Raw genomic sequence first — 12,191 nt, forward strand, 5'->3', positions numbered from 1 at the left:
AAGGAGCCGGCGATCTTCGACGGGCGCAACCTGTACGACCCGGCGCAGGTGGAGGACGCCGGCCTGGCCTATTACGGCATCGGACGGGGGCGGTCGCTGGCGCACGCGCAGGTGGCGTCTGGAGAGAACCGGCGCACCGTCGCGATCGCTTGATCGAACGAATCGCGGGCCGTGCGTTCGCATGGCCCGCGGCAAGGGTAAATGCATGCGGCAATCCGATGCCGCCGTCGTCCCGTCCCCGGGACGGTGTCGCCATCCGCCAATCTATGCCAGGACGCACTCGTGAAACGCTTTTACCTCTCCGGCCAGCGCACGTTCCGCAATCGGGGTTGCGAAGCCATCGTGCGCAGTACCGTCGCCCTGCTGAAGGAACAATTCGGCGACATTGAAGTGTTGGTTCCCTCGGTAAACATCGCTCGCGATAGTGCGCAGTGGCCGGACGCTGCGGAACATGGCGTGCGCTTCGTCCGTGCCTACCTGCCGCCCCCCGCACGCTACTGGGTGCAGTTGCAGAGTCTGCCCCTGCCGTTGATCAAGCGCGCCGGCTGGCCGTTCCCCATGCCGCGCTGGCTACGTCGCCAGCTGGAGTCCGTGGATGCCGTGCTCGCGGTTGGCGGAGACAACTATTCGCTCGACTACCGCATCCCATCGCCGATCATGAGCGTCGATGGTTGGGCCATGGACCTGGGCAAGCCGGTAATGCTCTGGGGAGCGTCGGTCGGGCCGTTCGAACGCGAACCGGAGTTCATCGAACCGGTCACCCGCCATCTCGCGCGCATGCACTTCGTCGCGACGGGCGAGTCGATGAGCCACGATTACCTGGTCCACAAGCTCGGGCTGCGCAACGTCATCCGCATGGCCGAGCCTTCCTTCATGCTGGGCAAGGAGCCGGTTGAACTGAAACCGTTCTGGCCGGCCGGCGAAGGGCACGTGCTGGGTCTCAACGTCAGCCGCCTGGTCGAGCGCTACAAGCGGCCCGACATCGACGTGCACGCCGAAATCGCCTCGTTCATCCGCCATGCGGTGAGGCAATACCAGTTGGGCGTGCTGTTGATTCCTCACGCCGATCCACTGCGCGACGACCCGCGTGGGGGGGATGCCGGCTACATGGCACCGCTACTGGAGAAGCTCGCCGACCTGGGCGATTCGGTGAAGATGATGCCGAACGACTTCAACGCGGCGCAGACCAAGTACGTCATCAGCTATCTGCGCTTTTTCATCGGCGCCCGCGCCCACGCGGTCATCGCTGCGCTCTCCAGCGGCGTCCCTACCATGTCCATCGCCTACAGCGTCAAGGCCTGCGGCATCAATCGCGACATGTTCGGCAGTCAGGAGACGGTGCTGCAGGCCCACGACCTGTCAGCCCGTTCATTGCAGCAATCGCTGGAGCGACTGGTCGAGCGTGAGGATGCCCTGCGCGGTCTGCTCGAGCGGCGCCTGACCGAGTGGCAACTGGCCGCGCGCGCCGCCGCCGCGCGCATTTCCGACTGCCTTTATTGAGCGACAAGGGAGCACCCATGCAAGCCAGGAACGGACGGGAAAGTGCAGCCACCGCCGAAAAAGTCGCCGCGCTGACCAGGGCGTCCCCCGGGGTGGCGCCCGTGAGCGTGGTGGTTCCGTGCTACCGCTGTGTCGACACGATCGGCCCGGCGGTGGCCTCGATTGCAGGACAAAGGCTGCCGCCCGCCGAGGTGTTGCTGGTCGACGATTGCAGCTGCGACGGAACGCTGGAGCGTCTGCACGAGATCGCGCGCAGCTACCCCGACGGGTGGGTCAGGGTCCTTGCATTGCCGCGCAACGGCGGGCCCTCGGGTGCGCGCAACCTGGGCTGGTCGCATGCGCGACAGCCGTACATCGCCTTCCTGGATGCCGACGACACATGGCATCCGGAGAAGCTTTCCATCCAGATGGAGGTTCTCGAGAGCGATCCGAGCATCGCTCTGCTTGCCCATCGAATGAACGTGCAGCCGCGCAGTGCACCCGCGCCGGCGGTACGGCATCCGCCGCCGGTTACCGTGGTGCGCCCCAGCCTGCTCCAGATGCGCTCACCGTTCCCCACCGCTTCGCTGGTCCTGCGCCGGGACCTGCCGTTCCGCTTCGACGAGTCGCGGCGCCGCGCGGAGGACTACCTGCTGTGGGCGCAGATCCTGCTCAACGGTTATCGATGCGCGCGTGTGGAGCTGGTGCTGGCGTCCTGGCACAAGCCGGCCTTCGGCGCAGGTGGCCTGAGCGGCGACCTGGCCGCGATGCACGAGGCGGCCACCGAAGTGCGGCGCCAGTTGCATGCGCAGGGCCTGGTCGGCGGACTGCAGATGCGCGTCGTACAGGTGCTGAGCGAACTGCGCTACCTGCGCCGGCGCGTGATCACCTACACGCGGCGCTTCTTCCAGAACACGCAATCCCCTCGGGCCGACCAGGCGGGCTGACCATGAACCACACCCTTGCGCTGCCGGACACCCCGGACAACACCAACGCCCGCGTCATGCTCGGGTTGATGCTGATTGCCGGCGCGGTGCTTTTCGCCGACCTGCTGGTCGGCACGCGCAGCATCGACATCGGTACGGACACGTACGTGTACGCCGGTCTGTACGAGTCGCTGACCCGCCATGGCCTGGTGCAGAGCCGTTTCGAGCCGGTCTTCTATTACCTGACGGTCGCCATCGCCATGACGGGAGCGAGCCTGACCGCATACCAGGGCACCCTGTTCCTGGTGATGATCGGCACGGTGGTGGCCGCCACCCACCGCTATCACGCCTACCTGGAAAGCGATTCGCGGTACATGACCTTCCTGGCGGCGTCGCTGATGTTTCTTTTCATCTCTCCCGTGATGGCGAACGCCTCGATCAACGTGGTGCGCCAAGGGCTCGCCTCGTTGCTCGTGTTCACGGCTCTTCTGGCCTTCCACCAACGGCAATGGCGCGCGTTCTTCCTTTGGGGCCTGTTGGCCACTGGCTTTCACTATTCCTCGGTCATGTACCTGTTTTTCGCGCCGGTGCTGCTCTTGCCGCTGCGCCTGTTGCGGACAGTGGGCATCCTCGCCTTCCTCGCGTACTGCAGTGGACTGACCATGCTGCTGGTGCGCGTGCTCGCACCGAGCGTATACACGTTCGTGATGGCCTATGACCTCCATGCGAACTATCGCTCGGGCGTGCGCCTGGATTTTGCCGTGTTCTCGCTGTTCTGGTACCTGCTGCCCTATGCGCTGGCCCCGCTGGTGCACCAGCCCGTGCGCGAGAACATAAAGCGTGGCACGGCCGTCTATCTGGTGCTGATGCTGCCGTTCTTCGCGGTCGGCTGGGGCAACTTCTCCAACCGCTTTCTGCTGCCGGCCTGGCTCTCGGTCTCCCTGCTGCTGGCGGCCGTGTGCTGTGACAGCCGCGTGGCGCCCCTGCGCAACCCGTTGGTGCTGCGCATGGGGCTGGTGGCTGCCTGCGGTGTCTTCTACTTCTACGTGACGCGGGGAATCGTGGTGTGAACGGTTTCAGGGGCAAGGCCGGGCCACGTGCGACGGCCGAAGGGGCCAGGTTGGCCTGAGACGGCCGGCAGGCCGTGGAACATGCACATGGGGTGAATCCATGACCGCTACTATCGAAAAGGCTGCAACGGCGGGGGCGGGAACGCCGCGGCGCAGGATACAGATCGGCCTCTCCCCCCATGCGGGCGAGCCGGATTTCTCGGTGCTCGCAGACCACCCCGGCGGTGCTTCGGCACTGGATCTGGTATCGATCAGCGACCTGTTGCGCAATTCCTTCGTCTATCCGCCGCACACAATCTACAAGGACGTCAAGGTCGCGACCACCGGCTTCGACCCGACGCAGGATCTGCATGAAAGTCCGCGGTTCCACTTTGCGCGCCAATCGGCGGCTGCACCGGCGCGGCCACCAGCCAGCGCCGTGGACGCCGAGGCGCTGGTCGACACGTACCACCGCCTGCTGTGCGAGGCCATCGCGCGTACCACCGGGTCGATGTGCTCGCCTTGGATGTTGCAGAGCGGCGGCAAGGACTCCACTTCGATGGCGATCGCACTGGCCGAAGCCCGCCCGCAGACCACCTGCATCACGTACCTCGGGGGGTCGGAAGAGAACGAGGTCGGATCCGCGCGTCTGGTGGCACGCCGCCTCGGTCTGCGGCACGAATCGCTGGTGTGCGATCCGGCCCGCGCATACGACCGCTATCTGGCGATGGTGCCGCGAATGCCTCTGCTCACCGCGGACTTCGCGGTTCTGTCCTATGCCGATCTCGCCACGGAGATCGCCGCGTGCGGTGGCGACGGGGTCATAGATGCGCTCGGATCCGACCCCTATTTTGGGGTGCCGGCGCACTGGCAGCAGCGCATGCTCGGCCTGCTCGCACTCGGACTGCGGTTGCCGCCCGGCGTGTTCCGCTCGAGCCTCGTCGGTCGCAACTTCAAGCTCTGCTATGCGTTGGGAACCCTGCAGATGGATGCGTTCGAGCGCTTCTATGCCGGGTCGCGGTTCACCGATGCCGAGGTCGACGAACTGTTCGGACAGCCGATCGCCGATCGGTCGCGTCAACGCCTGGAGCTGTTCCGCGCGGACATTGCGGCCGCGCAGACGTTGGAGGCTCGTCGGCGCGTCTCGGCCACCATCGTCGAGGCGGCGATTTTCGGCAAAGGGATGTACGCCGCAAGCGCACTGGGACTGCGCGTGGTTTATCCCTACTGCGAACCGACGCTGTGCGATTGGGTGTTCCACCAAGTGCCGGACGAGTACCTCATGGCACCGGACGGCACCAACAAGGTGCTGGTGCGTCGCCATATCGCCCGCCATTTCGATCAATTGCCTTACGTCATCGCCAAGGGCTCTTTCCGTTTCGACCTGTGTGGCTTGGCGCGTCAGCGCTTCGATCAGGTGCTTGATTTCGCCCGCCGGGCGCAGGCACTGCTGCCTGGGGCCCCGCGGTGGCTGGAGGCGCACCGCCACCGCATGGGCAACAAGTATTTCGCCTCGAAGTTCTACCTTCTCGCGATCGTGTTGCCCTGGTTGCTCAGCCGCATGAAGGCGACGCAGGTTGCTGCGGGCAACGCTTCGGACGAGGTGAAAGAGTGACCGTGCGCAAAACGTGGCGACGTGCTCTTCGCGAGCGAACCGGATTTCACCCGACCACCGCATTGCGGCTGCTATCTGGATGGCGAACGGTGACCGAGGTGCGCAGGTCATGAACGCCTATCCGGAAGGCCTGTCCGGGATGCCGGCATCTCCCTCTTCCGTCTCGATGAACACTGCGAACGAAGCCAACGCCATGCCCGATCCCGCAGTTGCCACGCAGGACGCCGCGAACCGCATCAAGCTGAGCGCCTCGCCTTATCGAGGCAATGCCGACTTCACGCCGCTGGTCGGGATCACCGGCGGGCTGAAGCTCGATCCGGTCTCTATTGCGGATCTGCTGCGCAACGCGTTCGTCTATCCGCCGCACTCGATCTATCGGGACGTGAAAGTGGCAAGCCTGGGCTTCGATCCCGAACGCGACCTGCACTCGGCGCCGGAGTACCGCTTTTCCTATCGTTCCTCACCTGCGCCCGCCCGACCGGGCGAGGAGTCGGTGGACGAAGAGGCGCTCCTGCAGACCTACCACCGCCTGCTGTGCGAGGCGGTCTCGCGATCCACCACCGGTATGCACGCTCCGTGGCTGTTGCAGAGTGGCGGCAAGGACTCGACCTCGCTGGCCATCGCGGTGGCCGAGACCCGGCCGGACGCGCGATGCCTGACCTATCTGGGTGGGCGCGAGGAGGACGAGGTCGCATCCGCGCGCTCGGTGGCACGGCAGCTCGGCCTACGCCACGAGGCGCTGGTATGCAAGCCGGCGCGCGCCTACGACCGCTATCTTGCGATGGTGCCGAGGATGCCGTTGCTTTCGGCCGATTTCGCCCTGCTGTCGTATGCCGACCTGGCTACCGAGATCGCCCAGAGTGGCGGCGACGGCGTGATCGATGGTTTGGGCTCGGACATCTATTTCGGCACCCCGGTCGACTTGCGGCGGCAGGTGCTGGTCCGGATGGCGAGAGGCATCCGGCTGCCCTCGGGTTTGCTGGAGGCCAGCCCGCTCGGGCGCAGTTTCGTCGCCTGCTTCGTTCTGGCCACGTTGGGGATGGATTCATTCGAGCGATATTTTCCCGGCTCGCGCTTCAGCGACCAGGAAGTGGATCGCTTGCTGGGGCGGCCGGTCGCTGCCCAATCGCGCCAGCGCCTGCAGGTGTTCAAGGACGAGCTGGCGGCCACCGTGTCCGATGAAGGGCGACGGCGCGTGTCGCTGGCCATCGCCGAGGCGGCGGCCGCTTTTCCGAAAGGGCAGTACACCACCAGTGCGCTGGGCCTGCGCCAGGCGTATCCGTTCTGTGATGCGCAGCTGAGCGAGTGGGTCTATCGCCATGTGCCCGACACCCACCTGATCGACCGTGAAGGGCACAACAAGCCGCTGGTGCGCAAGCACATCACCCGCCGTTTCGGCGAGTTGCCGTACGTGAAGGCCAAGGGCTGCTTCCGCTTCGACCTGTGCGGCTTGGCCGCCGCGCGTTTCGATCAGGTGCATGCCTTTGCGGTACAGGCGTCCGAATTGATGCCTGGAGCCGTCGGCTGGCTGGAAGCCCATCGCGGCCGCATGGGAAACAAGTTCTTCGCGTCCAAGTTCTACCTGCTGGCGATCATCCTGCCCTGGCTGCTCAGCCGGGCCGGTGCCTCGCGCTCGCTGGAGCCACTCGAATGACTGCATATCGGCCGTCCACCCGCCGCGACTTCCTGCGCCATGCGTTGGCATGGGCGGCCCTCCCGCTGCTGGCACCGCTGACGCGCCGCACCTGCGCGGCCGGCTGGCCGGCGGACGCCGCGGGATCGGGCACGATCATCGACGTGCGCACCAAAGGAGCGCGCGGCGACGGCAGCCACGACGATACCGCAGCGATCCAGGCGGCCATCGACGCCTTGCCGGCGGCGGGGGGCGTCGTGAGGATCCCGTCCGGCAACTACATGGTCGATGCGACGCGTGCCATCAATCTGCGTTCCAACATGCGCCTGGAGATGGCTCCGGACGCGCAGCTGACCGCGCTGCCGAATGCGCGCAAGCGCTACCACGTGATCAAGGTATGGCGCGCCGAAAACGTCGAGATCGTTGGCGGGCGTGTGGTAGGCGAGCGTGACCGGCATCAGGGCGAAGGAGGGGAGTGGGGCTATGGCATCAACATCCAGGCGTCACGGCACGTAAAGGTATCGGGAACCCACCTGTCCGACTGTTGGGGCGATGGCATGTGGATCGGTGCGCTGGGCAAGGGACCGGGCGCCGATGTATCGGTCGACGTGACGGTGGAAAACGTGGTTTCCACCAACAATCGGCGCCAAGGCCTCTCGATCGGGCCTTGCCAGCACGTGCGCATCATCAATTGCACCTTCAGCGGGACGCACGGCACCGCGCCTGAGTCGGGCATCGACCTGGAGCCGATGGACCAGGGAGACGTACGCGACGTACTGATCCAGGGCTGCGTGTTGACCGGCAACAAGGGCAGCGGTATCGAGGTGCACCACCATGTCTCCGGTCTGGTGATCCGCCAGTGCACGATCCGGGACAACAAGGGGTACGGCGTGCTCGCCGTGCACGCGAGCGACCTCTGGATCGACGGCAACACCATTACAGGCAACGGGTTGGCTGGTGTGGCGCTGGCCAAGCGCACCAGTGACGTGAAGATCACCGAGAACACCCTATCGTCGAACAGTGCGCGCCGCCTGCGGCATGCGTTGAAGGCGCTGACCTCGGAACGGGGTGGCGGTGGAGAGCACGCCGGAGAGCTGCGCATCGACCCGACCGCTACCAACGTTCACGTTTCGGGCAACACGTTCTCGTCCTGACGGACACCCGGGGGCAGGAGCAGGCACAACAAGGACCCGCGATGAAAGTCATTTTCTACGCCAACACCGACTGGTACCTCTACAACTTCCGTCTGTCCACCGCGCAGCGCCTGCAGGCGGATGGGCACGAGGTCGTGATGCTGTCGCCACCCGGGCCGTTTGGCGGTCGCTTCGCCGCACGCGGTTTCCGCTGGATCACGTTGCCGATGGATCGCGCAAGCCTGAACCCGCTGCGCGAGGCAGTGACGTTCAGGCATCTGGTGCGGGTCCTGCGCCGCGAGCAGCCGGACCTGCTGCACAACTTTACGGTCAAGTGCGCGGTTTACGGTGGCGCGGCCGCCCGGCTGGCCGGAGTGCCGGCCACGGTCAATGCGGTCGCCGGCCTCGGCTACGTGTTCACCAGCAACGGGCTCAAGGCCCGCTGCCTGCGGCCACTGGTGCAGACGTTGATGCGCGCCACGCTGGACCACCGCCGCTCGCTGCTGGTCCTGCAGAATCCGGACGATGCCGACATCTTCCGCCGTGCACGCCTTGTTGCGCGGGACCGCATCCACGTCATCCGCAGCTCGGGCGTGGATACCTCCCGCTTCAGGCCGAGTTCGATGTCCGGATCGGAGGGGCGGTTGCGCGTGCTGCTGGCAGCGCGGCTGCTGTGGGAGAAAGGCATCGGCGAGTACGTGGAGGCAGCCCGCCTGCTCAGGAAGCAGGGTCGCGACATCGAGTTCGTGCTCGCGGGTGCCCCCGATCCCGGCAATCCGCGCTCGGTCGACGAAGCGCAGGTCGAGCGCTGGGCAGCCGAAGGAGTGATCACCTGGCTGGGGCATGTCGAGGACATGCCGGCCCTGCTGTCGACGATCGATGTAATGACCCTGCCGAGCTACTACCGCGAAGGCGTACCCAAGAGCCTGATCGAGGGGGCAGCGGCCGGCCTGGCGCTGATCACCACGGATCAGCCGGGATGCCGCGAGGTGGTGACCCGGCATGGCATCGATGGCCTGGTCGTGCCGCCGCGCAACGCCGCGGCGCTGGCGCAGCTGGTCGCCCGGCTGGACGACGACCGCACGCTGCTGCGGCGGCTCGGCGAGCGGGCGCGTGAAAAGGCGATTGCCGAGTTCGACGAGCGCATGGTCATCCAGCGGACCATCGACGTGTACGAGCGCCTGCTCGGTACCGACATGCCCGGTGGCTCGCTCGCCGGCACGGCTTCCTGAGGCCGTTCTGAAAGAACAACGCCGGGGCATCACTGCCCCGGCGTCGCGGGTTGCCGGCTCGGGCCTCACGGGCCCTTGCGCCACCGCTCACTTCGGCGTCAGCGTGTTGTTGTACTGCGAGATGCTGTAGGTGCTGGTGCCGATCTGGATGTCGCGCGTCTGGCCGCCGCCCGAGCGGGTCGGCGAGATGTAGCGCGTGCTGTTGTACTGCAGCGTGTTGCCGTGGATCTTCGCATCATGCGTCTTGCCACTCATGCCTACGCCAGCCAGGCCGTTGCGGGTGGCCTTGTTCTTGGCCACGTTCAGGTGCGGGGCGCTCACCGCCAGCACGCCGAAGCCGTGGTTGTCGGTCAGGTTGTTGGACTTGATCGTGATGTCAGAGATGTTGTAGTGCAGTTCGATGCCGTTGCCGCGGTTGCCCGACATCGTGTTGTTCTCCAGCCGCACGGTGTTGGCCGGGCCCTGGTCCTGCGGCTCGATGTCCACACCGGCCTCGGGCAGGGTGCCCCGAGTGTCCTTGAAGGTGCTGTTGACGATGTAGACGTGCTGGGCCGGGCCGATCGACAGGCCCTGGCGGCGGTTGTGCTGCGAAACGATGTTGTTGACCGTCACGTAGTTGGAGCGGCGCAGGCTGCTGCCCCAACCGGTCGCGCCGATCCACATGCCGTCGCCCCAGAATTCGGACAGCTTGACGTTGTGCACGAAAATGTTCTTCGCGCCCTGGATGTTGATGCCGTAGCCCCATTCGCCGCCGGAGCCCTGGTGGCGGGAACGGTCACCGGTCATGCGGCCGCCGACGATCTCGACGTTGTTGACGTTCCAGACCTTGACCACGTGGTAGCGGCCGGCGTCATTCGGGATGACCATCAGCTCGGCATCGGGATCGAGCTTCAGGCGCTGATGGGAGTGCAGACGCAGGGCCTTCTTGGCGTTGATCATGTAGCGGCCGGCCGGCACGTAGACGGTACCGCCGGTGTCCGGCAGCGAGTCGATGGCGGCCTGGATGGCAGCCGTGTCGTCGTGCGTACCGTTACCGCGTGCGCCCTTGTCCTTGACGTTGACGCTGGCCTTGCCGATCGAGATGTAGGGGTTGGCGTTCCACCAGGAAGCAGCAGCAGCAGGAAGTGCCACGGCAGACAGAGCCAGCGAAGCGGCTGCGATCATCAAGGGCTTCGTGCTGAACTTCCGCTTGGTGTGGGCCGGCTTTGCCGAGAACTGGGTGTCGTGTGGATTCATCATCAGGGGTTGACCCTCTCGTCACGTGAAAGTGACGCGAACCATGCATGACCTTCACGGAGCCTAACAAGCTCAGCCATTCGGGTCTGTTCATGTAGATCGGACAGCAGAGCGCCCGCACAGGCAGGCGTGTGCACGCTTGCGCGCGGCGCGCGCAAGCGCTGGCGAATGCACCTTCCGGATCCGGCTCAAGTGCCGCCGGCGGTGGCCGTTACCGATTCGGTCGCCGCGTGGCAGCGAGGGTGTGTGGCGCACGTTCACAGGGTGGCGAGCCACCGTGCCACACGCCTGTCTGTGTGCCCGGCCGGGTTTGTGTGACGGCTGTCGCGCGGTCTCGGCGAGCGCCCGGAGCGCTACCGGGCCTTTTTGCCAACGTGGTCATAAATCCACCAACCGGGGTCTCCTGTCGAGCTTGCTTGGGTGCGTGAAGATCGCGCATTTTTTGCGTCAGCTTCGCGTGACGAAGCCCATACCCGACAAAACTCGAGACCTCGCTACACATGAACATTCGCCTTCATAATCAGAAGCTTGCTGCTTCCTCTCGCCAGCCCGTCACCGCGAAGACCTCTGTGAAGAAGCCGTTGCTGGCCCTTGCCGCACTGGCCCTTTCCGCGACCGCCGCACCCTCGTTTGCCGCCGATTGGTGGAACGCCACCCCGTCCATCGCCATCGGCAAGAGCGCTTCGGTAGACGTGCGCAGCTTCGGTGCGCTGGGCAACGGCGTGCACGACGATACCGCCGCCATCCAGGCGGCCATCAACTCGCTGCCGTCCGACGGTGGCACAGTCACCGTCCCGGCCGGCCACTACATGATCAACGCGCTCAAGCCGATCAAGATGCGCTCGCACACCCGCCTGCTGATGGACAGCATGGCGACCCTCGAGGTGATCCCGAACAGCGCGAGCCGCTACTGGGTGATCAAGGTGTGGGACGTCACCGACGTGCGCATCGTCGGCGGCAACCTGGTCGGCGATCGCGCCAAGCACATCGGCACCAGCGGCGAGTGGGGCTATGGCATCAACATCCAGGGTTCCAAGAACGTGATGGTCAAGGGCGTGAGCCTTTCCAACTTCTGGGGCGACGGCATCTGGATCGGTGCGACCGGCTGGGGCTCGAGCGCCTCGCGCTCGGACTACGTCACGATCAACGGCGTGGTGTCCAGCAACAACCGTCGCCAGGGCCTGTCGATCGGCCCGGCCCAGCACGTCTACATCGTCAACAGCACCTTCAAGGACACCAACGGCACGCTGCCCGAGGCCGGTATCGACATCGAGCCGCAGGACCAGGGTCCGGCGAACACCATCCGCCTGGAGAAGAACACCTTCTCGGGTAACCGCGGCAACGGCATCGAGCTGCACTCCAACATCTCCGACGTCGCGATCGTCGGCAATACCATGACCGGCAACCGTGGCTTCGGCGTACTCGGCATTACCGCCCCGTACATCACCGTCTCCGCCAATACCATGACCAAGAATGGCTTGGCCGCGGTGGGCGCGAGTGGCAAGTCGCACAACTGGTCGATCGTCGGCAACACGCTGCAGTACAACAGCACCCGTTACATTTCGCCGACCAACACCGGCGGCGGGCTCGACCGCGACCTGCAGATCGGCACCAACACCTACGGCATCTCGGTGTCCGGCAACATCTTCTCCAACTCGAAGTACAACAACTACACCCGGTAAGCATCGCCGGCGTGTTTCTCCCCGGGGCAGCCAGGCGGCTGCCCCTTTTTTATTGGCTGAACCAAAGTTCGGGGGTGCCATCACGTTTCCGATCCCTGAACGGTGGATTCACGTCTCCACCGCAATCATCGCCCGGTAGGTCCGTTTGCGAAGCATGATCCGGCGGCGGGCCGGTCGCCGACGACAAGCTGGAAGGATTCAACCCC

The 12,191-nt window shown here is 65.5% G+C and carries 9 protein-coding genes; 8 read left to right on the top strand and 1 reads right to left on the bottom strand.

The features are described from left to right. The first annotated feature begins 282 nt into the window (after positions 1 to 282). The 7 genes from WAT24_RS03110 to WAT24_RS03140 all read left to right on the top strand — a co-directional run bounded on the left by WAT24_RS03110 (position 283) and on the right by WAT24_RS03140 (position 9,067). Positions 283 to 1,500: a polysaccharide pyruvyl transferase family protein gene (locus tag WAT24_RS03110; RefSeq protein WP_336806375.1), complete on the top strand. Its 1,218-nt coding sequence runs from the start codon at positions 283 to 285 to the stop codon at positions 1,498 to 1,500. A 101-nt stretch (positions 1,501 to 1,601) separates the two neighbouring features. Then, complete coding sequence (locus tag WAT24_RS03115) at positions 1,602 to 2,426, top strand: glycosyltransferase family 2 protein (RefSeq protein WP_336806376.1); 825 nt, start codon at positions 1,602 to 1,604, stop codon at positions 2,424 to 2,426. Between the two features lie 2 nt (positions 2,427 to 2,428). Continuing rightward, positions 2,429 to 3,475, top strand: a complete 1,047-nt coding sequence (locus WAT24_RS03120) for an EpsG family protein (protein ID WP_336806377.1) — start codon at positions 2,429 to 2,431, stop codon at positions 3,473 to 3,475. Between the two features lie 100 nt (positions 3,476 to 3,575). Continuing rightward, positions 3,576 to 5,069, top strand: coding sequence for an asparagine synthase-related protein (locus WAT24_RS03125; RefSeq protein ID WP_336806378.1), 1,494 nt, complete (start codon positions 3,576 to 3,578; stop codon positions 5,067 to 5,069). Between the two features lie 109 nt (positions 5,070 to 5,178). Then, positions 5,179 to 6,723 carry an asparagine synthase-related protein gene (locus tag WAT24_RS03130; protein ID WP_336806379.1) on the top strand — a complete coding sequence of 515 codons (1,545 nt, stop codon included), beginning with the start codon at positions 5,179 to 5,181 and terminating at the stop codon, positions 6,721 to 6,723. Then, positions 6,720 to 7,856, top strand: a complete 1,137-nt coding sequence (locus WAT24_RS03135; RefSeq protein ID WP_336806380.1) for a right-handed parallel beta-helix repeat-containing protein — start codon at positions 6,720 to 6,722, stop codon at positions 7,854 to 7,856. Before WAT24_RS03130 ends, WAT24_RS03135 begins: the two co-directional genes overlap by 4 nt. A gap of 41 nt (positions 7,857 to 7,897) precedes the next feature. Further along, a complete protein-coding gene (locus WAT24_RS03140; RefSeq protein ID WP_336806381.1) occupies positions 7,898 to 9,067 on the top strand; it encodes a glycosyltransferase family 4 protein in 1,170 nt (389 codons plus the stop codon). 87 nt (positions 9,068 to 9,154) lie between these two features. On the opposite strand, the gene WAT24_RS03145 is transcribed toward WAT24_RS03140, so the two are convergent. Then, complete coding sequence (locus WAT24_RS03145) at positions 9,155 to 10,231, bottom strand: right-handed parallel beta-helix repeat-containing protein (protein WP_336806382.1); 1,077 nt, start codon at positions 10,229 to 10,231, stop codon at positions 9,155 to 9,157. A 641-nt stretch (positions 10,232 to 10,872) separates the two neighbouring features. On the opposite strand from WAT24_RS03145, the gene WAT24_RS03150 reads away from it, so the two are divergent. Then, the gene (locus tag WAT24_RS03150) at positions 10,873 to 11,985 is read left to right on the top strand and encodes a right-handed parallel beta-helix repeat-containing protein (RefSeq protein WP_336806383.1); all 1,113 of its coding nucleotides are present in this window, start codon (positions 10,873 to 10,875) and stop codon (positions 11,983 to 11,985) included. Positions 11,986 to 12,191 lie beyond the last annotated feature (206 nt).

The organism is Fulvimonas yonginensis, assembly GCF_037137055.1.
GTDB lineage: Bacteria > Pseudomonadota > Gammaproteobacteria > Xanthomonadales > Rhodanobacteraceae > Frateuria_A > Frateuria_A yonginensis.